The sequence below is a fragment of the Polaromonas sp. DSP2-3-2b2 genome, assembly GCF_049895905.1.
GTDB lineage: Bacteria > Pseudomonadota > Gammaproteobacteria > Burkholderiales > Burkholderiaceae_C > Polaromonas.
On the sequence record NZ_JAFCTH010000008.1, the window covers coordinates 120,115 to 142,359 of the forward strand.

19 protein-coding genes are annotated in these 22,245 nt (G+C 62.3%); 9 read left to right on the forward strand and 10 right to left on the reverse strand.

Annotation, left to right across the window (positions count from 1 at the left end; translation table 11 throughout):
* Positions 1-49: 49 nt before the first annotated feature.
* The 6 genes from ACP7AD_RS09330 to ACP7AD_RS09355 all read right to left on the reverse strand — a co-directional run bounded on the left by ACP7AD_RS09330 (position 50) and on the right by ACP7AD_RS09355 (position 7,157).
* A complete protein-coding gene (locus tag ACP7AD_RS09330; RefSeq protein WP_426146157.1) occupies positions 50-745 on the reverse strand; it encodes an ABC transporter ATP-binding protein in 696 nt (231 codons plus the stop codon).
* Between the two features lie 2 nt (positions 746-747).
* On the reverse strand, positions 748-1,542 hold the full coding sequence (locus ACP7AD_RS09335; protein WP_426146155.1) for an ABC transporter ATP-binding protein: 795 nt from the start codon (positions 1,540-1,542) through the stop codon (positions 748-750).
* Positions 1,539-2,876 (reverse strand): branched-chain amino acid ABC transporter permease, encoded by a 1,338-nt coding sequence (locus tag ACP7AD_RS09340; RefSeq protein ID WP_426146153.1) that lies wholly within the window; start codon positions 2,874-2,876, stop codon positions 1,539-1,541. The genes ACP7AD_RS09335 and ACP7AD_RS09340 overlap by 4 nt, the downstream gene beginning before the upstream one ends.
* A 19-nt stretch (positions 2,877-2,895) precedes the next feature.
* The gene (locus ACP7AD_RS09345; RefSeq protein WP_426146152.1) at positions 2,896-3,849 is read right to left on the reverse strand and encodes a branched-chain amino acid ABC transporter permease; all 954 of its coding nucleotides are present in this window, start codon (positions 3,847-3,849) and stop codon (positions 2,896-2,898) included.
* A 76-nt stretch (positions 3,850-3,925) separates the two neighbouring features.
* Positions 3,926-5,230 carry a branched-chain amino acid ABC transporter substrate-binding protein gene (locus ACP7AD_RS09350; RefSeq protein ID WP_426146150.1) on the reverse strand — a complete coding sequence of 435 codons (1,305 nt, stop codon included), beginning with the start codon at positions 5,228-5,230 and terminating at the stop codon, positions 3,926-3,928.
* Positions 5,231-5,531: 301 nt separating this feature from the next.
* The gene (locus ACP7AD_RS09355) at positions 5,532-7,157 is read right to left on the reverse strand and encodes a 3-(methylthio)propionyl-CoA ligase (protein WP_426146148.1); all 1,626 of its coding nucleotides are present in this window, start codon (positions 7,155-7,157) and stop codon (positions 5,532-5,534) included.
* Between the two features lie 200 nt (positions 7,158-7,357).
* Between ACP7AD_RS09355 and ACP7AD_RS09360 the strand changes: the two genes are divergently transcribed.
* From ACP7AD_RS09360 to ACP7AD_RS09380, 5 genes are all read left to right on the forward strand, one after another.
* Positions 7,358-8,851 carry a protein adenylyltransferase SelO gene (locus ACP7AD_RS09360; RefSeq protein WP_426146146.1) on the forward strand — a complete coding sequence of 498 codons (1,494 nt, stop codon included), beginning with the start codon at positions 7,358-7,360 and terminating at the stop codon, positions 8,849-8,851.
* 33 nt (positions 8,852-8,884) lie between these two features.
* Complete coding sequence (msrB, locus tag ACP7AD_RS09365; RefSeq protein ID WP_426146145.1) at positions 8,885-9,295, forward strand: peptide-methionine (R)-S-oxide reductase MsrB; 411 nt, start codon at positions 8,885-8,887, stop codon at positions 9,293-9,295.
* A 188-nt stretch (positions 9,296-9,483) separates the two neighbouring features.
* On the forward strand, positions 9,484-10,110 hold the full coding sequence (locus tag ACP7AD_RS09370) for a septation protein A (RefSeq protein ID WP_426146143.1): 627 nt from the start codon (positions 9,484-9,486) through the stop codon (positions 10,108-10,110).
* Positions 10,107-10,409: a BolA family protein gene (locus tag ACP7AD_RS09375; protein WP_426146142.1), complete on the forward strand. Its 303-nt coding sequence runs from the start codon at positions 10,107-10,109 to the stop codon at positions 10,407-10,409. Before ACP7AD_RS09370 ends, ACP7AD_RS09375 begins: the two co-directional genes overlap by 4 nt.
* A 107-nt stretch (positions 10,410-10,516) precedes the next feature.
* On the forward strand, positions 10,517-11,299 hold the full coding sequence (locus ACP7AD_RS09380; protein ID WP_426146140.1) for a foldase protein PrsA: 783 nt from the start codon (positions 10,517-10,519) through the stop codon (positions 11,297-11,299).
* Positions 11,300-11,362: 63 nt separating this feature from the next.
* Here ACP7AD_RS09380 and ACP7AD_RS09385 read toward each other — a convergent pair whose 3' ends face one another.
* Together ACP7AD_RS09385 and ACP7AD_RS09390 are read right to left on the reverse strand one after the other, a co-directional pair.
* Positions 11,363-13,813, reverse strand: a complete 2,451-nt coding sequence (locus tag ACP7AD_RS09385; RefSeq protein WP_426146138.1) for a catalase — start codon at positions 13,811-13,813, stop codon at positions 11,363-11,365.
* Positions 13,814-14,017: 204 nt separating this feature from the next.
* Positions 14,018-14,782 carry a heparan-alpha-glucosaminide N-acetyltransferase gene (locus ACP7AD_RS09390; RefSeq protein ID WP_426146137.1) on the reverse strand — a complete coding sequence of 255 codons (765 nt, stop codon included), beginning with the start codon at positions 14,780-14,782 and terminating at the stop codon, positions 14,018-14,020.
* Positions 14,783-14,925: 143 nt separating this feature from the next.
* Here ACP7AD_RS09390 and ACP7AD_RS09395 point away from each other — a divergent pair, with 143 nt between their 5' ends.
* Both ACP7AD_RS09395 and ACP7AD_RS09400 read left to right on the forward strand, forming a co-directional pair.
* Entirely contained in the window at positions 14,926-16,542 is a 1,617-nt protein-coding gene (locus tag ACP7AD_RS09395; RefSeq protein ID WP_426146135.1) for an alpha/beta hydrolase family protein, read from the forward strand.
* Positions 16,543-16,558: 16 nt separating this feature from the next.
* Positions 16,559-17,251, forward strand: a complete 693-nt coding sequence (locus ACP7AD_RS09400; protein ID WP_426146134.1) for an OmpW/AlkL family protein — start codon at positions 16,559-16,561, stop codon at positions 17,249-17,251.
* A gap of 25 nt (positions 17,252-17,276) precedes the next feature.
* On the opposite strand, the gene ACP7AD_RS09405 is transcribed toward ACP7AD_RS09400, so the two are convergent.
* Positions 17,277-17,405 carry a hypothetical protein gene (locus tag ACP7AD_RS09405; RefSeq protein WP_426146132.1) on the reverse strand — a complete coding sequence of 43 codons (129 nt, stop codon included), beginning with the start codon at positions 17,403-17,405 and terminating at the stop codon, positions 17,277-17,279.
* A 107-nt stretch (positions 17,406-17,512) separates the two neighbouring features.
* On the opposite strand from ACP7AD_RS09405, the gene ACP7AD_RS09410 reads away from it, so the two are divergent.
* Together ACP7AD_RS09410 and ACP7AD_RS09415 are read left to right on the forward strand one after the other, a co-directional pair.
* Entirely contained in the window at positions 17,513-17,686 is a 174-nt protein-coding gene (locus ACP7AD_RS09410; RefSeq protein WP_426146131.1) for a hypothetical protein, read from the forward strand.
* 27 nt (positions 17,687-17,713) lie between these two features.
* Complete coding sequence (locus tag ACP7AD_RS09415) at positions 17,714-17,842, forward strand: hypothetical protein (RefSeq protein WP_426146129.1); 129 nt, start codon at positions 17,714-17,716, stop codon at positions 17,840-17,842.
* 76 nt (positions 17,843-17,918) lie between these two features.
* On the opposite strand, the gene purL is transcribed toward ACP7AD_RS09415, so the two are convergent.
* Entirely contained in the window at positions 17,919-22,049 is a 4,131-nt protein-coding gene (gene purL / locus ACP7AD_RS09420; RefSeq protein ID WP_426146127.1) for a phosphoribosylformylglycinamidine synthase, read from the reverse strand.
* Positions 22,050-22,245 lie beyond the last annotated feature (196 nt).

Consider the following 22,245-nt stretch of genomic DNA (forward strand, 5'->3'; position numbering starts at 1 on the left):
GCGGGTTTACCCGGTTTTTGTCCCTGCCGTGACAACGGCCGCCAACTTGTTACACCTCCAGCCATTCTTTGCGGATGTAGGCATCGCCGCGCAGGCTGTCGGGCGTGCCGTCGAACACGATGCTGCCGTGGCCCATGACCAGCGCCCGGTCGGAAATGGCCATGGCAATCGTCAGTTTCTGCTCGATCAGGAGCACCGAAATGCCTTTGGCCTTCAGGGTCTGCAGGTACTGGCCGACCAGCTCGACGATCTTGGGCGCCAGGCCCTCGGTGGGCTCGTCGATGATGATCAGGTCCGGGTCGCCCATCAGCGTGCGGCACAGCGTCAGCATCTGCTGCTCGCCGCCCGACAGCACGCCGGCCTCGGTGTGCTGGCGTTCGCGCAGTCGGGGGAAGAGCAGGTACATGTCGTCAAACGACCAGCGCGAGCCCTTGCCCGATCCTTTCTGGCCGAGCAACAGGTTCTGGTGCACGGTGAGTTTCGGGAAGATGTCGCGATTCTCGGGCACGTAACCCAGGCCGAGGTGGGCAATCTGGTAGGCCTTCTTGCCCACGATTTCAGCGTTTTTCCAGACGATGGAGCCTTGGGCATCGACCAGCCCCATGATGGCCTTGGCAGTGGTCGAGCGGCCCGAGCCGTTGCGGCCCAGCAGGGCGACGATTTCGCCCGGCAGTACCTCGAACGAAACGCCGTGCAGCACATGGCTTTTGCCGTAGAAGGCGTGAAGGTTGGTGAGTTTGAGCATGTTCAGTGTCCCTGCCCTTGCGCGTCTGCCACCGATGAGCCCAGGTAGGCTTCCTGTACGCGCTGGTCGGCGCGCACCGCTTCGGGCACGTCGTAGGCAATGACTTCGCCATAGACCACCACAGCGATCTTGTCCGCCAGGCCAAACACCACGCCCATGTCGTGCTCGACCGTGAGCAGCGTCTTGCCCACGGTGACTTCCTTGATCAGGCTGATGAAGCGGCTGGTCTCGGAACGGCTCATGCCCGCCGTCGGCTCGTCGAGCAGGATGACCCCGGCGCCGCCGGCAATCGTGATGCCGATTTCCAGCGCGCGCTGCTCAGCGTATGTCAGGTTGGTCGCCAGCACGTCGCGTTTTTTGTCGAGTTTGATCATGGCCATCAGTTCGTCGGCGCGCGTATTGGCGTCGCCCAGGTTCGCCAGGAATTTCAGAAAGGTGTACTTGTAGCCCAGGCTCCAGAGCACACCGCAGCGCAGGTTTTCGAACACGCTGAGCTTGGGAAAAATGTTGGTGATCTGGAAACTGCGCGACAGCCCCATGCGGTTGATCTCAAACGGTTTCTTGCCGTTGATGCGCTGGCCGTTCAGCAGCACGTCGCCGCTGCTGGGCTCAAAGCGCCCGCTGATCAGGTTGAACAGCGTTGACTTGCCGGCGCCGTTCGGCCCGATGATGGCCACCCGCTCGCCCGGATTCACGGCCAGGTTGACGCCGCGAATGATATCGGTCTTGCCGAAGCTTTTTCGAAGGTTTTTAAGCTCTAGCGCAGGACTGGCGTGCGGAGCACTGTCAATTTTCATAGCAGCTCCCGGCGTTTGATTTCGGTTTCAATCTCATTCTGGATGCGGCTCCATTGTTTGCGGAACTTGCGGCGCGCCAGTTCAAACAATACCAGGCCCACCAGGAAAACAATAGCCGATCCCAACCAGGTGAGCGGCTGGGTGGCATTGAGCGTCAAGCCCATGAACTTCAGTTCCGGCCCGACGGCGGCGTTGAGTTGCAGGTGGTAGATCATCTCGACCATGGCGGCCGCGCCCATCAGCGTGGCAAAGGCGGTGACAGCCAGCGCCAGGTAGCCCGGCCACAGAGCCTTCAGCTTGCCGAACGAAGCGACCCGCAGGTTCATCATGATCAGGCTGGCCAGGCCGCCGGGCGCGTACATCACCATGAACAAAAAGATCAGGCCGACATACAGCAGCCAGGCCATCGACAGCTCGGACAGCAAAATCAGTGCCAGCACCAAAAGCGCAGCGCCGATGATCGGCCCGAAAAAGAAGGTCGCACCGCCCAGGAAGGTGAACAGCAGCAGGCTGCCCGAACGCACGCCGCTGACCACTTCGGCGGTGACGATTTCCGAGTTGATCGCCGCCAGCCCGCCGCCGATGCCGGCAAAAAAGCCCGCAATGATGAAGGCGTAATAGCGCACGCGCTGCGTGTTGTAGCCGATGAACTCGACCCGCTCGGGGTTGTCGCGCACCGCGTTCAAAATGCGGCCCAGCGGTGTGCGGGTGAACGCGAACATGGCAGCCGTGCAGACAAAGCAGTACACCGCGATCAGGTAATACACCTGGATTTGCGGACCAAACGTGATGCCCATGAAGGGCTTGCCGTAGGCGCGATTCGTGGTGATGCCGCCTTCGCCGCCAAAGAACTCCGGAAACATCAGCGACATGGCAAACACCAGTTCGCCCACGCCCAGCGTGATCATGGCAAAGGTGGTGCCGGCTTTCTTGGTGGTGACATAGCCCAGCAGCACGGCAAAGAACAGCCCTGACAGGCCGCCGACCAGCGGTATCAGGGAAAGCGGAATATAAAACCCGCCGCTCGACGCCAGGTTCATCGCATGGATCGCCAGGAAGGAGCCCAGCCCGGCATACACCGCATGGCCAAAGCTGAGCATACCGCCCTGCCCCAGCAAAATGTTGTAGCTCAGGCAGATGATGACCAGGTAGCCAGCCTGCGACAGCATGGTCAGCGCCAGGCTGCTCTTGAACAGCAGCGGCGCGGCGACCAGCAGCAGCGCATAGAGCGTCCAGACGACCCAGCGGCCGATGTTGACGGGCTTGGACTTGGCTTGAGCAGCAGAAAAACCAGAACTGCCAGAAGAAGTGGAGGAAGTGGAAATGGTTGTCATAGGTGATGGCCTTAAGTCTTCAACCTTCGCGGTTGCCCAGAAGACCCTTGGGCCGGAATATCAGGATCAGCACCAGAAACAGAAACGGCAAGATGGGCGCCACCTGCGAAATGGTGAGCTTCAGAAGCGGATAGCCAAACGTGTCAGGCGTCACGGCGTAATTGAAATGGCCAAGCAGCGTCGTCAGCGACTGGTCCATGGCCACGGCAAAGGTCTGGATCAGCCCGATCAAAATGGATGCCAGGAAAGCGCCGCTCAGCGAGCCCATGCCGCCCACCACCACCACCACGAAAATGATCGCACCGACCGAACCGGCCATGGCGGGCTCAGTAATGAAGGTGTTGCCGCCGACCACGCCGGCCAGTCCGGCCAGTGCGGCGCCGCCGCCGAACACCAGCATGAACACCCGGGGCACGTTGTGGCCCAGCGCTTCCACCGTTTCCGGATGCGTAAGCGCCGCCTGGATCACCAGACCGATGCGCGTGCGCGTGAGCAGCAGCCAGATGCCCGCCAGCATGGCCAGCGAAATGAACATGATGAAGGCGCGCGACTTGGGAAAGTTGGTGCCAAATACCGTGAACAACGGACCCTGCAAACCTTCGGGCAGCACATAGTTGACCGCTGCGCGTCCCCAGACAAGCTGAACCAGTTCGAGCAGCAGGTAGGACAGGCCGAAGGTCACCAGCAGTTCCGGCACATGGCCGAACTTGTGGACCTTGCGCAAGCAAAAACGCTCGAAGGCCGCGCCCAGCGCAAACACCACCAGCGGCGCGACCAGCAGCGACCACCAAAAGCCGATGACCTGCGACAGGCTGTAGGCGACATAAGCGCCCACCATGTAGAACGAGGCATGCGCAAAATTGAGCACGCCCATCATGCTGAAGATCAGCGTCAGCCCGGAGCTGAGCATGAACAGCAGCAGCCCATAGCTCAAGCCGTTGAGCAGCGAGATGGTAAAAAACTCCAGATTCATGGTGAGGCGCCTGAAAGATCAATAAAAAAGCCCGAGCGCATCGGGCCTTGCGTGGCGAAGTCAGTTCGTCAGCGAATCACGAGGGGCGCTTCATCTGGCACGAGGTCGGCGTGCTGGCCACATAGGCTTCGTAATACTTCACCGGCACGAAGGTATAGCCGGTGCTCTCGGCGTCATAGGCATTCTTGCCACCGGCTTTTTCCCAGCGATTGACAAACAGGCCCTGCTGCAGCTGATGGTCGGTCTTGCGCATTTCCACATCGCCGTTGAAGCTCTTGAAGCGCAGGCCTTCCATGGTCTTGGCGACCAGCGCCGGCTCGGTTGACTTGGCCTGGGCCATGGCTTCGGTCAGGATGGTGAAGGCATGGAAAATTGCCCCGGTGTAGAAGTCGTCGTTGAACTTCTTCTTGAAATCCGCCTGCAGCTGCTGAATGTCCCCGCCCATGTTCAGGTGGTTGTACGACACCATGTAGACGCGGCCGGCCGAGGCAGCGCCTAGCGTGGTGGGCGTTCCGGTGACGCCGCCGTAGTAGGTGTAGAACTTGACATTGTTCAGCCCCGCCTCGTTGGCGGCCTTGACCAGCAGCGACAAATCGGAGCCCCAGTTGCCGGTGATGACCGTGTCGGCGCCCGACTGCTTGATCTTGGCCACATAGGGCGCGAAATCACGCACCTGCGCCAGCGGGTGCAGGTCGTCGCCAACGATCTGCACATCGGGCCGCTTGGACGCCAGGTTCTGCTTAGCAAACTTGGAAACCTGCTGGCCATGCGAGTAGTTCTGGTTGATCAGGTAGACCTTTTTAATGTCGGCCTGGTCTTTCATGAAGGCGGTCAGCGCTTCCATCTTCATGGAGGTGTCTGCGTCGAGCCGGAAATGCCAGTAGTCGCACTTGCTGTTGGTCAGGTCCGGGTCAACGGCGGCGTAGTTGAGGTACACCACTTCCTTGCCCGGATTGCGCTCGTTGTACTTGGACAGCGCATCGATGATGGCCAGCGCCGGGCCGGAGCCGTTGCCCTGCACCACATAGCGCGCCCCCTGGTCGATGGCCGACTTGAGCGCGTTGGTGGTTTCCTGCGGGCTGAGCTTGTTGTCGATGCCGATGATCTCAAACTTCACGCCGGCCTTGTTCTTCTGGCTGAAGCGCTCGGCCAGGAATTGAAAGCTCTTGAGCTGGTTGGTTCCCACCGCCGCCATCAAGCCTGACAAGGGATCGAGCCAGGCGATCTTCACCGTCTGGTTCAGGTTGACCGCACCAAGCGCTGGCGCAGCCGCCCTAGCGGGCGCAGGAGCCTGGGCCAGGCTAAAGCCCGAATACAGCAGGGCCGATGCGGCCACGGCCACGGCAACATGCCGGCGAACAAAATAGTGCTGGGTTGTCATCCCTTGTCTCCTAAATAATTGTTGAAACTACGAGCAAACTGAGCGTGTCACCGACGAAGGTTAGGGGAAAAGGCTTTGCACCTTGTCAGGGAATCCCCTATCGGATGTCGCTAGCGTGACTGTGGAATGCCCCCACGCTTGTCGCTTCGCGTACTGCGCTGCCCCCCCCGAGGGGGCCGCTGCGCCTGCGGCCCGGCAAAGCCGGTTCCGCGGCCCCTGCTGGCTTGGGAAAAGACATACGCGCACGCTTGCGACGTACTGCGCCATTTCGTGAAAGACATGGCCCCACGCTTGAACACCTTTATGCTTGCGGCAGCTGGTAGTCCTTGAGCAGATCGCGCAGCCGGGTCTTGAGCATCTTGCCGGTGGCGCCCAGCGGAATCGCATCGACAAACACCACGTCGTCGGGAATCTGCCATTTCGCCGTTTTGCCTTCGTAGAAAGCCAGCAGTTCCTCGCGGCTGACCTCCATGCCGGGCTTTTTGACCACCGCGATGATGGGCCGCTCGTCCCACTTCGGGTGCGCCATGCCGATGCAGGCGGCCATCAGCACCGACGGATGCGCCACTGCGATGTTCTCGATATCAATCGAGCTGATCCATTCGCCGCCCGACTTGATCACATCCTTGCTGCGGTCGGTGATCTGCATGTAGCCGTCGGCGTCAATCGTGGCCACGTCGCCGGTCGGGAACCAGCCATCGACCAGCGGGTCGCTTTCGCCCTTGTAGTATTCACGAATGATCCACGGCCCCTTGACCATCAGGTCGCCATAGGTCTTGCCGTCCCAGGGAAGTTCCTTGCCGGAACCATCGACGATCTTCATGTCCACGCCGTAAATCGCCCGGCCCTGCTTGAGGCGGACCTTCATCTTTTCTTCTTCGCTCAAGCTGTCGTGCTTGTTCTTCAGGGTGCACAGCGTTCCCAGCGGACTCATTTCGGTCATGCCCCAGGCATGCAGCACTTCCACGCCATAGTCGTCGTTGAACGCCTGGATCATCGCTGGCGGGCAGGCCGATCCGCCGATCACCGTGCGGCGCAGCGTGGAAAACCGCAGGCCGCCCGGCTTCATGTGCGTCAGCAGCATCTGCCAGACGGTCGGCACGCCGGCGGCGTAGGTGACTTTTTCGGCCTCGATCAGCTCGTACACCGACTTGCCGTCCATCGCCGGACCGGGAAACACCAGCTTGGCGCCGGTCAGCGCCGCCGAATACGGAATGCCCCAGGCGTTGACGTGGAACATCGGCACGACCGGCAAGATGGCATCGCGCGCCGAGACACTCATCACATCGGGCAGGGCCGCCGCATAGGCATGCAGCGTGCTGGAGCGGTGGCTGTACAGCGCGGCCTTCGGATGGCCGGTGGTGCCGCTGGTGTAGCACATGCTTGACGCGGTGTTTTCGTCAAAACTAGGCCAGTCGTAGTCGCCCGGCTGCCCGCCCATCCAGCTTTCATAACTTTGCAGGTTGGGAATGCCCGAATCCGCAGGCAGCTTGTCGGCATCGCACAGGGCGATGTAATGCTTGATAGTGGCGCATTTGGCATGCACCGCCTGCACCAGCGGCAAGAAGCTCAGGTCAAAGCACAGCACCTGGTCTTCCGCATGGTTGGCAATCCATGCGATCTGTTCCGGGTGCAGGCGCGGATTGATGGTGTGCAGCACCCGGCCTGATCCGCTGACACCGTAGTACAGCTCGAAGTGCCGGTAGCCGTTCCAGGCCAGCGTGGCGACGCGGTCGCTGAAGCCCAGCTTCAGCGCATCCAGCGCATGGGCCACCTGGCGCGAGCGCCGGGCCGCTTCCCGGTAGGTGTAGCGGTGGAGGTCACCCTCCACCCGGCGCGAGACAATTTCCGCATCGCCATGGTGGCGCGCGGCGAATTCGATCAGTGATGAAATCAGCAAGGGCTGGTTCTGCATTAAACCTAACATCGTCTGCATCCTTTTTTTATGCCCGACCGGGCTTGCCATGAAAAAATTGTGTGAACCGGCCTGCATGGTACAGGCCGCTTTCCCTGGCCCGCTTCGGGAAAGTCCGTACCTGCGCCGCCTTGGCGACAAGGCGTGCAGCGCAACACACAACACTTACCCCTTGCTGCACAGGGCTGCTTGCCCCATTGCACAATAAAGTCATGAGTACTGCCTTTGACGCCCCATCAGCCACCCTCCTCCCGCCTGCCGCGCCTGATCTTCAATGGAGCCATTCATTTGCCACGCTGGGTCCGGATTTCTACACCGAGTTGCAGCCCCGCCCGCTGCCGTCGCCGTATTGGGTCGGGCGCAACCGTGCGCTGGCGCGTGAACTGGGGCTGCAAGACCACTGGTTCGAATCGGCCGACACGCTGGCCGCTCTCACCGGCAACCAGCTCTTGCCCGGCAGTCGGCCGCTGGCCAGCGTCTACAGCGGCCACCAGTTCGGCGTCTGGGCCGGGCAGCTCGGCGATGGCCGGGCCATCCTGCTAGGCGAGATGCAGACGCCCAGCGGACCGCAGGAGCTCCAGCTCAAGGGCGCGGGCAAGACGCCGTATTCGCGCATGGGCGATGGCCGCGCCGTGCTGCGCAGTTCGATCCGCGAATTCCTGTGCTCGGAAGCCATGCACGGCCTGGGTATTCCCACCACCCGCGCCTTGTGCGTGACCGGCTCCGACGCGCCGGTGCGGCGCGAGGAAATCGAAACCGCCGCCGTCGTGACACGCACCGCGCCCAGCTTCATCCGCTTCGGCCACTTCGAGCATTTCAGCTACCGCAACCAGCATGCCCAGCTGAAAACCCTGGCCGATTACGTCATCGACAACTTTTACCCCGAATGCAGGGAAGCTGCGCAGCCATACGCGGCCTTCCTGCAGGCGGTCAGCGAACGCACCGCACACATGATGGCCGCCTGGCAGGCGGTCGGCTTTTGCCATGGCGTGATGAACACCGACAACATGAGCATTCTGGGCTTGAGCATTGACTACGGCCCGTTCCAGTTCCTTGATGCCTTCGACCCCGGCCACATTTGCAACCATTCGGACGAACAGGGTCGCTATGCCTACAACAAGCAGCCCAACATGGCCTACTGGAACCTGTTTTGCCTGGGCCAGGCCTTGCTGCCGCTGATTGAGAACCAGGAAGACGCACTGGCCGCGCTGGAATCGTACAAGACCGTGTTTCCCGAAGCACTACAAGCCCGGATGCGGGCCAAGCTGGGACTGACTGATGAGCAGGAAGGCGATCACGCGTTGATTGAAAGCACCTTCCGCCTGCTGGCCAGCAACAAGGTCGACTACACGATCTTCTGGCGCCGGCTGTGCGGCTTTACCGCACAAAGCGGCCATGAGCCTGTGCGCGACCTGTTTTTCGACCTAGAGTCCTTCAACGCCTGGGCGCTACAGTATTCAGAGCGTATCGCGCCCGTGAATAGTGCGCAAAGGGCCGATTTGATGCTTAAAAGCAACCCCAAATTCGTGCTGCGCAACCACTTGGGCGAAGAGGCCATCCAGGCGGCGAAACTTAAAGACTTCTCGCAGGTCGATACCTTGCTGACGCTGTTGCAAGCCCCCTTCGACGAGCATCCCGGCCATGACAGCTTGGCCGGTTTTCCGCCCGACTGGGCCTCTTCGATTGCCATCAGTTGCAGTTCGTGATTTTCTCTTTCCAACCAGACAGGACCCCAAGACATGAGCACCAAGATCCAGAAAACCGATGCCGAATGGAAAGCCCTGCTGGCCGAGAAAGGCGCGGAGCCTGTGGCTTTTGAAGTGACCCGCCACGCCGCCACCGAACGCCCTTTCACCGGCAAGTACGACCGCAACCAGGCTGCAGGAACCTACCGCTGCATCTGCTGCGGCGCCGAGCTGTTTGACTCGTCGGCCAAGTTCGATGCGGGCTGCGGCTGGCCGAGCTTTTCCGAGGAAATCAAGGACGGCGCGATTGAAGAGCATGTGGACCGCGCCCACGGCATGACGCGCACCGAGACGGTTTGTGCCAGCTGCGGCGCGCACCTGGGTCATGTGTTTCCCGACGGGCCGACTGACACAGGCCTGCGCTATTGCATGAACTCGGCATCGCTCGATTTCAAAAAGAGGTGAGCCGAAAAATAGGCCCCCACGGTCGCCCACTGCGTGTGGCTCCCTGCCCCCCCGAAGGGGCCGCTGCGCCTGCGGCCCGGCAAAGCCGGTTCCGCGGCCCCTGCTGGCTGGAACGCCCATCCCCCATCGCTTGATGCGCCGATTGCGCCTGCTTTTTTGACTGAAAACCGCTCCGCCATAATCACGCCATGAAAATTCTGTTCGACTTTTTGCCGATTGCCCTTTTCTTCGGCATGTTCAAGTACGCCGAAGGCCACAAGGACTGGGCCGCTGCCACCGCCACCGACTGGCTCGGCTTCATGGTGTCGGGCGGCGTCGTCGGCCCGGCCGAAGCGCCGGTGTTGCTCGCCACGGTGGTGGTGATTGTCGCCACGCTGCTGCAGATCCTGTGGCTCAAGGCGCGCGGCCGCAAGGTGGACACCATGCTCTGGGTCAGCCTGGGTCTGGTCACCGCGCTGGGCAGCGCCACTATCTACTTTCACAGCGAGAGCTTCATCAAATGGAAGCCGACGGTGCTGTACTGGGTGATGGGCGCGTCCTTGCTGGTGGGCGAGCTGGTGTTCAGGAAAAACGGCATCAAGTCACTGATGGGCGCGCAGATGAGCCTGCCGGACGCGGTGTGGCGCAAGGTCAACTTCAGCTGGGTGGCATTTTTCGCGGTCATGGGTTGCATCAACCTGTGGGTAGCGTTTAACTTCTCCACCAGCACCTGGGTCAACTTCAAGCTCTTCGGCAGCATGGGACTGATGCTGGTGTTCATCCTGGCGCAGGCATTTTTCCTCAACAAACACCTCAAAACCGACACCCCCACATGAGCAGTACTTCATCGATCGTCAACCCGGCCCTGCCGGTCCGCGTCAAGGAAATCGAGCAGCAGCTGCAGGCGCGTCTTGCACCGACCCTGCTGCAGGTCCTGGACGAAAGCGCAGCGCATGCCGGCCATGCCGGCGCCAACGCCGAGGGATTCGGCTCACATTTTCGGGTTCGGATTGCCAGCCCGGCGTTTGCCGGCAAGAGCCGGGTGGCCTGCCACCGGCTTGTGTATGATGCAATGCAAAATTTCATCGACCAGGGCCTGCATGCCCTGGCCATTGAAATCGTTAAAGATCATTGATGGTCTTCGGGTCAGACCGGCCCGCTTGATCTTTCGCAACCGTGCCGGCCCTCTGGCTGGAACAATCACCCCCCACAAACACCATTCCTAAGGATTTCCACTTGATCATGAAGAAACAATTTTTAATGGCCACGGCCATGGCAAGCATGCTGGCACTGAGCGCAGGCGCCATGGCGCAAAACCTGGCCATCGTCAACGGCAAGGCCGTGCCCAAATCCCGCATGGATGCGCTGGCCCAGCAGGTCGCCAAGACCGGCCGTCCGGTCACGCCGGAAATGGAAGGCCAGTTGCGCGAGGAAGTCATTGCGCGCGAAGTGTTCATGCAGGAAGCCGAGAAACAAGGCATTTCCGGCTCAGACGACTTCAAGGCGCAGATGGAACTGGCGCGCCAGACCCTGATGATCCGCGAACTGTTCGCCAACTACCAAAAGACCCATCCGGTCACCGATGCCGACCTGAAGGCCGAGTACGACAAGTTCGCGGCAGCCAACGGCGGCAAGGAATACAAGGCGCGCCACATCCTGGTCGAAAAGGAATCCGAAGCAACGGCCATCATCGCCAGCCTGAAAAAAGGCGGCAAGTTCGAGGACATCGCCAAGAAGCAATCAAAAGACCCCGGCTCTGGCGCCAAGGGCGGCGACCTGGACTGGGCCAATCCGTCGAGCTACGTGCCCGAGTTCACCGAAGCCCTGCTCAAGCTGAGCAAAGGCCAGATGACCGACACGCCGGTCAAGTCGCAGTTTGGCTACCACGTCATCCGCGTGGACGACACCCGCGCGGCGAAACTGCCAGCGTTTGAAGAGGTCAAGCCGCAGATTGCCCAGCAGATGCAGCAACAAAAGCTCGTCACCTTCCAGGAAGACTTGCGCAAGAAAGCCAAGGTCGAATAAGCAACACGCTTGCATCACTCAAAAACGCGGCCTTGGCCGCGTTTTTTTATTCACAGCCCGGCATCACACCCGGGGCGGATCGGTTTCACGCTGCGGATGGCGGTGCAGCGCAATGCCCTTGATGAAAGTGTTTGCCGCATCGGCCGCGCTTCCCGAAGGCACGATGATGATCCCGGCATCAAGCTTGCCATCAGGCAAAGTGCTCGGAACGCCGGCTTTTTCAAGCAACGCGGTGGAAGCGCCCAGCACCAGGATGGTCTTGCAATGCCGGTACTGGTCCTTGATGAACTCCATCGTGTGCCCGTCCAGTGCCAGCGCATCGACGCCGGCCTGGCCATCGGGGAGCACCAGCGCATCGAACAGGAAACCGGGTTCGTTTTCAAGCGACGCATCCGCCTGAAGCGTGTCGCCCTCTGCCGTGGCCACGGAGCCGATGCGAGGCGCCACCAAGCGCGGGACCGCGCCCTCGGCGAGCAAGGCCGCCTGCACCTGTGCTATCGACTCGCCCATGACACCCGGCGCAATCAGCAGGGCAATTTTCCTGGCCTTGATACTGCCATTGCCCGGCCGGGCCATGAGCGACAGCATGGGGGAAACGCTCACCTCGGGCGCCGCCGGCTGGGCTAGCGCCAGCGGCATGGCATCAGGCAAATGCTCCATGCCCAGACCTGCCGCGACCTTCTGCGCCAGTTCTTCCGACGCATTGCGCAGCATCGACACCGTGCGCTGGCGAATCGCGGGAACCGCGACCTTGCTCAGCTCAAAGCGAAAGGCAGCGGCAATGTGCGCTTTCTCGGCCGGCGTCTGGCTTTCGTAAAACAGCGTGGCCTGGGTGTAATGGTCGGCAAACTTCTCGGGCTTGCCGCGCACCTTGGCTTGCTCCTCCTGCGCCTGCAAGCGCGCCGGCACGGTGACAAAACCCTGCCCGGCTCCGGCCTGGAAAGGGCAACCGCCCGCCAGCGAGTTCGGCTCGTAGCTCACCCGCCCACGGGGAATGGCCTGCCGGTGCATGCCGTCGCGCTGGTTGTTGTGCACCGGCGCAATCGGCGAATTGATCGGGATTTCATGGAAGTTCGGGCCGCCCAGGCGTGAAATCTGGGTGTCGATATAGGAATGGAGGCGTCCGGCCAGCAGCGGATCGTTCGAAAAATCGATGCCTGGCACGACATGCGCGGTGCAGAAAGCCACCTGCTCGGTTTCGGCAAAGAAGTTGTCCGGGTTGCGGTTCAGCACCATGCGGCCCACGGGTTGCACCGGAACCAGTTCCTCGGGAATGAGCTTGGTCGCGTCCAGTATGTCGAAGCTGAACTGCTCGGCCTGCGCCTCGGTGAATATCTGCACGCCCAGCTCATATTCCGGGTAGGCGCCCGCCTCGATCCGCTCCCACAGGTCGCGCCGGTGGTAGTCGGGGTCAGCACCGGAAATCTTCACGGCCTCGTCCCACACCAGCGAATGCGTGCCAGCCATCGGGCTCCAGTGGAACTTGACAAACACCGACTCGCCGGCGTCGTTGACAAAACGAAAGCTGTGCACACCAAAGCCCTGCATCGTGGCATAGCTGCGCGGAATCGCCCGATCCGACATCTGCCACATCAGCATGTGGGTCGATTCGGGCATCAAGGAAACGAAATCCCAGAACGTGTCGTGCGCGCTGGCGGCCTGCGGCATCTGGTGGTGCGGCTCGGGCTTGACCGCATGCACCAGGTCCGGAAACTTCATCGCGTCCTGAATGAAAAACACCGGCATGTTGTTGCCCACCAGGTCCCAGTTGCCTTCGTCGGTGTAGAACTTCACGGCAAAGCCGCGCACATCGCGCGCCGTGTCCTTGGAGCCGCGCTCGCCAGCCACGGTCGAAAAGCGCACGAACACCGGCGTGACCTTGCCGGCTTCCTGGAACGGCGCGGCCTTGGTGTGCTGCGTCAGCGGCTTGTAGCATTCGAAATAGCCGTGCGCGCCGGAACCACGGGCATGCACGATGCGCTCGGGAATGCGCTCATGGTCAAAGTGGGTGATCTTTTCGCGCAGCACGAAGTCTTCCAGCAGCGCCGGCCCGCGCAGGCCGAATTTCAACGAATTCTGGTTGTCGGCCACCGCAACGCCCTGGTTGGTCGTCAGCATCTGGCCGGATGAATCCACGCGAACGCGGTCCAGCGGCTCGATGGCAGCGTTCACGCCTTCGGGCGCAATGGTTCCGGTCTTGTCGCTGCTGTTTTCTTCAGACAGCGTGCTGCCAGTGGGCAGCCGGGAATCCGGCTCGACGGTGGCGCCCTGCTGAGGCGAAATGGCGTTGGCAAAACCATGTTCGGCAGGCTTGGTCGCATTGAAAGGCATGGCAGCGACCAAGGCTTCGGTCTGCGCCATTTTTTCAACATGCGGGTCGCCACCTGAATCAGGATTCACCTTGGCGGGGCCGCTATCGGTGTTGCGGGCGGCTGCCTTGGCGGCGGTACTGCTGCTGGAAGGGAGTTTTCCAGTATTTTTTCGGCCATCGGCCGGTGGGATGGTTTTGGGCATGAGCTTTAAAAATGAGCCGGCGGGATTGCCAGTACTCACGTTACCGAAGCACTCCAGAGCCACCTGTAGGACGTAGCCGTTTGCCCGGGAAAGGATTATGGAGTGAGAAAGTTGTCCCTGCATCATGTGGATAACTTTGTTGACGAGTCCCTGCAAAAACCGTCAAAGCGAGACAGGGCGGGGCTTAAGCCGGTATGCCTGAAATTAAGGCAGAAACTGCCAGGCTTGCTTCAAGGCGCTAAAACCCATCAGCAGGCCGATCAGCACCGGCTGGTGCAGCAGGTAATAGCTCAGACTCCACCGGCCCAGTCCGGCCAGCAGCTTGAGTGCTGGAAAGACCGGCTTCGCCTGGGGAGCCAGCCAGTGTGGCCGCTGGCGCAGCACCCAGTTCCCGGCCGCCATGCCCCACCACATGACGCCCAGCCAAGGAATCAATGGCACGTAGTCTTCGGTGACCGGTTTGCGGCTGACCAGCCCCAGCCAGTTCAGCGCCTTGTGGTTCAGGAAATCCAGCGCGGGCCACAGGGCATGCGCGCCGTCGGCCATGAATTTCAGGGCAATCGCCACGCTACCCAGCAGCCACAGCCACCGGCCCCAGCCCGCCGTCAGCCGCACAACGACCAGCATGAGCGCCATGCCGTGCAGCACGCCAAAATAAATAAAGCTTTGCGGATACATGGCGTAGGAGCCGGCGCTGACCAGCAGCGCAGCGCCGACCACCTGACGCCAGCGCCGCCAGAAACGGCGCCATGCTTGACGCCGATCGACGGCCATCGCCTGGCCCAGACCGGCGGTGAAAAGAAACAGTGACACGATCGCCGTGCGCTGCCAGGTCCACAGGGGATTTGCGTAGAAGTCCTGTTGCAGATAGCCGAAATGGTTGAGGTTAAAGCACAGGTGAAAAGCCGTCATCCAGACAATGGCCAGGCCGCGCAGGGCATCGAGAAAGTCAAGTCGGCGAAAGGGCATGGCGCAGAGTGTACGCAGATGTTTTTTGCGTTACTCGCGTCCTGCTAAGTAGTAACCCCGCAGCGTGCTGAAGGCAAGTTCGATAACATTTTCAATGCTAAATAGTACGGTCGTTCTTTTTTATTTACAGGGCACGGACAAGCATGAAAACAAAACTTCTATTGAGCATCGTCGCGGCGGCTTCCTTTCTGGCCGCCTGCGGGGGCGACTCCGCCGACAACCCCGGCATTGTGGACAACACCCCAGCGCGCGGCGCGCTGATTCAGAACCCACCGCAGCGCACCGCTTTCTTTTCGGCCGGCGACCTTGCCGCCAAGCTCAATGCAAGCGCGGGCGGGCGCAACCTCCTGGCCATTGCCGGCACGCCCAGGTGCGGCGTCGATGTGCAGTACATCCGCTATGGCACCGTGGGCGGTGCCAACGAAAGCACCGACGCCTCCGGCGCGCTGATGACACCCTCGGGCGGCCCGGACTGCTCCGGCAGCCGCCCAATCGTGCTGTACGCCCATGGCACGACGACCGTGAAAAGCTACAACCTGGCAAATCTGCTGGACGAAACCAGCGCGGCGTATTCCGAAGCTGCGCTGATCGCCGCGATGTATGCCGCGCAGGGCTTCATCGTGGTGGCGCCCAATTACGCGGGCTACGACGCGTCGAAACTAGCCTACCACCCCTACCTCAATGCCGACCAGTCGTCCAAGGACATGATGGACGCGCTGAGCGCTGCCCGCAAGGCCCTGCCCGGCCTGATCCAACCGGTGCAGGACAGCGGCAAGCTGTTCATCACCGGTTATTCGCAGGGCGGCCATGTGGCCATGGCCACGCACAAGGCGATGCAGGCAGCCGGCCAGAACGTGACGGCCAGCGCTCCCATGTCCGGCCCGTATGCGCTGGCGGCTTTTGGCGACGCGGTGTATTACGGCAATGTCAACCTCGGCAGCACGCTTTTCACGCCCTTGTTGATCAACAGCTACCAGAAGGCCTACGGCAACATCTACAGCCAACTTACCGACATCTACGAGCCGGCCTATGCCAGCGGCATCGACACCTTGCTGCCGACCGACACGCCGCCGTCCACCCTGTTTGCGCCCGGCGGCAAGCTGCCGCAGACCGCCTTGTTCAGCCGCACGCCGCCCTCGGCGCCGGGAGGCTCGCCGCCTTCGCTGCAACCCACGCTCAACGCCATCACCCCGCCGACCACGCCGCCTGAGCTGGCGCCGCTGTTTGCCCTGGGCTTTGGCACGAGCAACCTCATCACCAACAGCTCGCGGCTGAACTACCTGCTTGATGCGCTGGCCAACCCTGATGGCGCTGTTCCGGCGTTGACCACCGCTCTGCCCGCCGCCAGCCCGGCAGATCCGATGCGCGTCGCCGCCAAGAAGAACGACCTGCGCAGCTGGACACCGACGCGCCCCGTATTGCTCTGCGCCGGCAGCGGCGACCCGACGGTGTTCTACGACGTCAACACCCGGCTGATGCAGGGTTTCTGGACAAGCCCGTCACCGGCAGCGCCTGCCGCCGGCTTGCTGACCGTGCTCAATGTCGATTCGCCTGCTGCCGGCGCGGCCGACCCTTATGCGACAGCCAAGGCCGGTTTTGCGCAGGCCAAGGCCGGCACTGCAGCGGCGGCCGTGGCCGCAGGCGCTTCCGACGGCGGCGCCTCTGCCGTGGTACAGGCTTATCATGGCGGCCTCGTGCCTCCGTTCTGCAATGCCGCCGCGCGCGGCTTCTTCCAGCAGGTCACGGCAGCCGGTTTGTAAATCACAGGAACATTTTTTGATCAATCACAGGCAACTGGCCCTCGCAGGCCTTCTGGCGGCTTGCGCGGCTGCGCCGTCCATGGCGCAGCAAAACACTTTCAGGCTGGGCATTTCCAATGTCCAGCCGCATTCAAGCGCCAGCGATGTCTCCGGGCCGTTCACGCCCGGCGGCATCAGCCTGGAGGTGCGCGACAAGACAACGCCGTTCGTTTCATACATCCGCGAAATCAGTGACCAGTGGGATGTGGAACTGGCGCTTGGTGTTCCGCCCAAGCATGACATTGCCTTGAAGATCAACAATACCGCTCTTCCCGGCAGCACCCAAGCCTTGTCCGACCAGGTGGGCGCCACCATCCGGCAGGTGGCGCCCACGGTGTTTTTCAACTACAAGTTCCTTGAAAAAGCCAGCCCGGTCAGGCCGTTCGTGGGCGCAGGCATCAACTACACGCGTTTTGACAAGACGCATTCGACGGCAGCCGGCGACGCGCTCAATGGCGGGCCCAGTTCGATTTCACTCGAAGACTCGGTCGGCCTGGCCCTGCAGGCCGGCGTGGCCTGGCGCCTCAGCAACGCGTGGTCAGTGTCGGCGTCGCTGGCAACAGCGCGTGTGAAATCGAAAATCACCACCAACACGCTGGGCATCGAGCGCCATGCGGACATCCGCTTCAAGCCCCGGGTGTTTACCATGGCGATGGGTTACTCGTTCTGAAAATCAAGCTCTTGTGCACCCAGGTTCAGAACAGGCGGGTGCGGCCATAATTCGCGGCATGCACCTGCCCCCCGACATCACACGCTGCCAGCACGCCGGCCACGAGGCCCTGCAACTGGCCACCCGCCATGGCACCGCCATCGTCGCGCTGCACGGCGCGCACCTGCTGTCGTGGGTGCCGGGATGTTCTTTGGCTTTCCCCGGACTCGCCGCCCAAGCCTGCCGCCATTCGCGGCGGCGTGCCGGTGTGCTGGCCGCAGCATGGCGGCGGACATCCAGCAGGCGCCGTTTGCGCTCGACTTGGCCTGCGACCGCATCTGCCATGGCGCGGAGGATACCGATGGCCAGTTCATCGGACGCTACACCCTGGCGGACCCGGGTTGGCAGCGGCCCCTCGTCATTGACACGCGTGGCAGCCGGTCGGTGGTGGTGTGAAATCCCGGCAGCGAAGGCGCGGGCAAGATGGCCGACGTGCCTGATGACGGCTGGCCGGATTATTTCTGCATAGAGGCATCGAACGCCGGGCCGGATGTCATCGCGCTGGCGCCGGGCGCCGAACACTCGCTGGGGCAAACTTTAAGCATCGAATAAGCCTTTTGCGCATATCCAGCGGTCGCAAGCAGCTATGGTTACGATAGCAGCTTGCACCCGTCTCAAAACTGCCTGCTCAACCGACCCACTGGCGCGCGTTGTGCCACAGCTGCATCCACGGGCTGTGCCCGCTCTTGTCCAGGCTCGTCCAGCTCATCTGCACATTGCGAAACACCCGCTCGGGGTGCGGCATCATCGCAGTGAATCGGCCGTCTGCCGTGGTGACGGCTGTCAAGCCGCCGGCGCTGCCGTTCGGATTGGCCGGATACGCGTCGGTCGGCTGGCCATGGTTGTCGGTGAAGCGCATCGCCGCAATCGCGGCTGACGCATCGCCCCGGCGGGCGAAATCGGCATAGCCCTCGCCATGCGCGACGGCGATCGGCAGGCGCATGCCAGCCATGCCGGCAAAGAACAGACTGGGCGATTCCAGCACCTCGACCATTGACAGGCGCGCCTCGAAACGCTCGCTGCGGTTGGTGGTGAAGCGCGGCCAGGCCTCAGCGCCGGGAATGATGTCGGCCAGTTCGGCAAACATCTGGCAGCCATTGCACACACCCAGCCCGAAGGTGTCGCTGCGGCCGAAGAAACCGCTGAACTGCTCGGCCAGCGCCGGATTGAAGGTGATCGAACGCGCCCAGCCGATGCCCGCGCCCAGCGTGTCGCCGTAGCTGAAGCCCCCGCAGGCCACGACACCGGCAAAGTCGTTCAGTCGGGCGCGGCCGGCCTGCAGGTCGGTCATGTGAACGTCGATGGCCTCGAAACCGGCCTGAGTGAAGGCATAGGCCATTTCCACATGCGAATTGACACCCTGCTCACGCAACACCGCGACTTTCGGGCGCGACAACATCAGGGCCGGGGCGCTGACTTCCCGCATGGCCGGTGGCAGGAACACATGCAGACCGGGATCAGCCGGATCACCGGCGGCGGCATGCTCGGCATCGGCGCCGACCGGGTTGTCGCGTTGCTGGCAGATTTTCCAGCTCACGGCGTCCCAGACCTGGTGCAGGTCCTGCAGCGGGGCCTTGAAGACTGTTTTCGTATCGCGCCAGACCCGTATTTCGCCCTTGCCGACGTCCAGCGACGCATGCGCCGGCCGGGTCTTGCCGATGAAATGGCTGAATTTGGACAGGCCGTGCGTACGCAGCGTCTGCATCACGTCATTGCGCGCCTCGGTCCGCACCTGGATCACGGCGCCCAGCTCTTCATTGAACAGCGCCTTGAGCGTCAGCTCGTCGCGCCGGCCGCTGACCTGCGCCGCCCAGTTCTTGCTGTCGCCCATTTCCATGCGGCTGTCGCTGATGCCGTCGCCCTCGACCAGCAGCATGTCGATGTTGAGCGACACGCCGACATGGCCGGCAAACGCCATTTCGCAGGCGGTGGCGAACAGGCCGCCGTCGCTGCGGTCGTGGTAGGCCAGGATCTGGCCCTGCGCGCGCAACTCGTTGATGGCATTGACCAGGTTGACCAGGTCTTTCGGGTCGTCGAGGTCGGGCACTTCGCCGTCTTCGAGACTGAGCGTTTGCGCCAGGATGGAGCCGCCCATGCGGCGTTGACCCTTGCCCAGGTCGATCAGGATCAGGGTGGTGTCGGCTTCGACCGTGTTCAGTTCTGGCGTGAGCGTGCCGCGCACGTCCGCCAGCGTCGCGAAAGCGCTGACGATCAGCGACACCGGCGAGGTGACTTTTTTGGCCGCGCCATCGCCCTCGTCTTTCCAGACCGTGCGCATCGACAGTGAATCCTTGCCGACCGGAATCGACACGCCCAGCGCCGGGCACAGTTCCATGCCGACGGCTTTCACGGTTTCATACAGCGCGGCGTCCTGGCCGGGTTCGCCGCAGGCGGCCATCCAGTTGGCCGAGAGCTTGACGCGCGGCAGCTCGATCGGCGCGGCCAGCAGGTTGGTGATGGCCTCGGCCACCGCCATGCGGCCCGAGGCAGCGGCGTTCACGGTCGCCAGCGGCGTGCGTTCGCCCATGCTCATGGCCTCGCCGCCAAAGCCCTGGTAGTCGGCCAGCGTCACCGCGCAGTCGGCCACCGGCACCTGCCACGGGCCAACCATCTGGTCGCGGTGCGTCATGCCGCCCACGGTGCGGTCGCCGATGGTAATCAGGAAACGCTTGGATGCCACCGTCGGGTGGCTCAGCACGTCGATGCAGCTTTTTTGCAGATCGACGCCGGTCAAATCAATCGGCTTGATGGTTGGCGCGACGGTTTTCACGTCGCGGTGCATTTTGGGCGGTTTTCCCAGCAACACATTCATCGGCATGTGGACTGGAGCCCCCACGCTCCCCACTTCGTGTGGTTCGCTGCCCCCTGAGGGGGCCGCTGCGCCTGCGGTCCGGCTAAGCCGGTTCCGCGGCCCCGGCTGGGATGAAACGCCTGCATTTGCTTCATCTGTGACGATCAGGTCCCGTTCCTCCGTTGCCATGCCGATCACCGCGAACGGGCAGCGCTCGCGCTCGCAAAACGCCTCGAACTGCGCCAGCGATTCGGGCGCAATCGCCATCACGTAGCGCTCCTGGCTTTCGTTGCTCCAGATTTCCTTGGGCGACAGGCCGCTTTCTTCTAACTTTACGGCGCGTAAATCGAAACGTGCGCCGCGCCCGGCATCATTCACCAGTTCGGGAAAGGCGTTCGACAGCCCGCCCGCGCCGACATCGTGAATCGCCAAAATCGGGTTATCCAGTCCCAGCTGGGCGCACTGGTTGATGACTTCCTGCGCGCGCCGCTCGATTTCCGGGTTGCCGCGCTGCACCGAATCAAAGTCCAGATGCGCCGCGTTGGCGCCCGACGCCATCGAGCTGGCCGCGCTGCCGCCCATGCCGATGCGCATGCCGGGGCCGCCGAGCTGGATCAGGAGCGTGCCGGCTGGAAACAGGATTTTTTGCGTCAGCTGGGCATCAATCGTGCCGACGCCGCCGGCAATCATGATCGGCTTGTGGTAGCCCCAGCGCTGGCCGCCCACGGTCTGCTCGTACTCGCGAAAGTAGCCGTTCAGGTTGGGCCGGCCGAACTCGTTGTTGAAGGCCGCGCCGCCGAGCGGGCCTTCCGTCATGATCTGCAGCGGGCTGGCGATGTGGCCGGGCTTGCCGTAGTCGCCGTCAAACAATTTGGAGACGGTAAAGCCGGTCAGCCCCGCTTTCGGCCTGGAGCCGCGCCCGGTCGCACCCTCGTCGCGGATTTCACCGCCCGCGCCGGTCGAGGCGCCAGGGAACGGGGAAATCGCCGTGGGATGGTTGTGCGTCTCGACCTTCATCAGCACATGCGTCAGCACGTCGTCCATGGCGCTATAGCTTTGATAGCTGATTGCGCCCATCCCTTGTGCGGAAGAGGCCGATTTGGCATAAAAACGCTGGATTTTCGCGCCTTCCATGACCGAGGCGTTGTCGGAATACGCCACAACCGTGTGCTGCGGGTTGAGCTGCTCGGTGTTGCGGATCATGCCGAACAGGCTCTTGTCCTGGGCCACGCCGTCGATCGTGAAGTCGGCATTGAATATCTTGTGGCGGCAATGCTCGCTGTTTGCCTGCGCGAACATCATCAGTTCGACATCGGTCGGGTTGCGTTCAAGCTGGGTGAAGGCCTTGACCAGGTAGTCGATCTCGTCGTCGGCCAGCGCCAGGCCGAACTCGGTGTTGGCCTGCGCCAGCGCGTCTTTACCACCGCGCAGCACATCGATGGTCTGCAGCGGCGCGCCCTGCAGTTCGGTGAACAGCCCCGCTTCGGCCTGCGCCCGGTCGGCGACCACGCTTTCCGTCATGCGGTCGTGCAGCAGCGCCGCGACCTGCTCGCGCTGGGATTCGCTCAAGACGGCTTTGCTGAAAAATCCCGACTTGAGCGTCACGCGGTATTCGGTGATGCGCTCGATGCGCTTGACGCCCAAGCCGCAGCTGTGGGCAATGTCGGTGGCTTTCGACGCCCAGGGCGACACCGTGCCAAAGCGCGGCGACACGATGAACAGCGGGCTGTCGACACCGGCGGCAGGCTGATCGCAAGGTTCGCCGTAACGCAGCAAGGCCGCGAGCCTGGCGCTGAGGTCAGCCGAGGGCGCTGCCTCAGTGGCCACCAGATGCACGAACCGGGCGCTGATGCCGACGATCTTGTCGTGGATGGCTTGCAGGCGGGGCAGAAGTTGCTGGACGCGAAAATCGCTCAGGGCACGGATGCCGTGGGCGTCGCCCTCAAAAGTCGTCAGGTGCAGGGTCACGGTAGCGGTGGCCTTTTGGATGAAAAATGGTGGAGGGCAGCGGGCAAGCTGTCTTTTGTCGAATCTGAAGCACCTTGCTGAAAAAAAATTTCCCTGCAAAAAGCCAAAATCCGCGAGGTTCGCGTCATCCGGCGATTTTATCAGCGCACTGGCCGGGCTTGGTCGCGCCGCAAAAACCCCTGCAGCCCAGGCGAAA

Excerpts from the sequence above, each read along its gene's own strand:
- ACP7AD_RS09335 (WP_426146155.1), bottom strand. The coding sequence starts at position 1,542 with ATGAAAATTGACAGTGCTCCGCACGCCAGTCCTGCGCTAGAGCTTAAA.
- ACP7AD_RS09385 (WP_426146138.1), bottom strand. The coding sequence starts at position 13,813 with ATGCCCAAAACCATCCCACCGGCCGATGGCCGAAAAAATACTGGAAAA.
- ACP7AD_RS09355 (WP_426146148.1), bottom strand. The coding sequence starts at position 7,157 with ATGTTAGGTTTAATGCAGAACCAGCCCTTGCTGATTTCATCACTGATC.
- ACP7AD_RS09375 (WP_426146142.1), top strand. The coding sequence starts at position 10,107 with ATGAGCAGTACTTCATCGATCGTCAACCCGGCCCTGCCGGTCCGCGTC.
- ACP7AD_RS09345 (WP_426146152.1), bottom strand. The coding sequence starts at position 3,849 with ATGAATCTGGAGTTTTTTACCATCTCGCTGCTCAACGGCTTGAGCTAT.
- msrB (WP_426146145.1), top strand. The coding sequence starts at position 8,885 with ATGAGCACCAAGATCCAGAAAACCGATGCCGAATGGAAAGCCCTGCTG.
- ACP7AD_RS09380 (WP_426146140.1), top strand. The coding sequence starts at position 10,517 with ATGAAGAAACAATTTTTAATGGCCACGGCCATGGCAAGCATGCTGGCA.
- ACP7AD_RS09395 (WP_426146135.1), top strand. The coding sequence starts at position 14,926 with ATGAAAACAAAACTTCTATTGAGCATCGTCGCGGCGGCTTCCTTTCTG.
- ACP7AD_RS09330 (WP_426146157.1), bottom strand. The coding sequence starts at position 745 with ATGCTCAAACTCACCAACCTTCACGCCTTCTACGGCAAAAGCCATGTG.
- ACP7AD_RS09340 (WP_426146153.1), bottom strand. The coding sequence starts at position 2,876 with ATGACAACCATTTCCACTTCCTCCACTTCTTCTGGCAGTTCTGGTTTT.
- ACP7AD_RS09410 (WP_426146131.1), top strand. The coding sequence starts at position 17,513 with ATGGCGGCGGACATCCAGCAGGCGCCGTTTGCGCTCGACTTGGCCTGC.
- ACP7AD_RS09415 (WP_426146129.1), top strand. The coding sequence starts at position 17,714 with ATGGCCGACGTGCCTGATGACGGCTGGCCGGATTATTTCTGCATAGAG.
- ACP7AD_RS09390 (WP_426146137.1), bottom strand. The coding sequence starts at position 14,782 with ATGCCCTTTCGCCGACTTGACTTTCTCGATGCCCTGCGCGGCCTGGCC.
- ACP7AD_RS09360 (WP_426146146.1), top strand. The coding sequence starts at position 7,358 with ATGAGTACTGCCTTTGACGCCCCATCAGCCACCCTCCTCCCGCCTGCC.
- ACP7AD_RS09370 (WP_426146143.1), top strand. The coding sequence starts at position 9,484 with ATGAAAATTCTGTTCGACTTTTTGCCGATTGCCCTTTTCTTCGGCATG.
- ACP7AD_RS09350 (WP_426146150.1), bottom strand. The coding sequence starts at position 5,230 with ATGACAACCCAGCACTATTTTGTTCGCCGGCATGTTGCCGTGGCCGTG.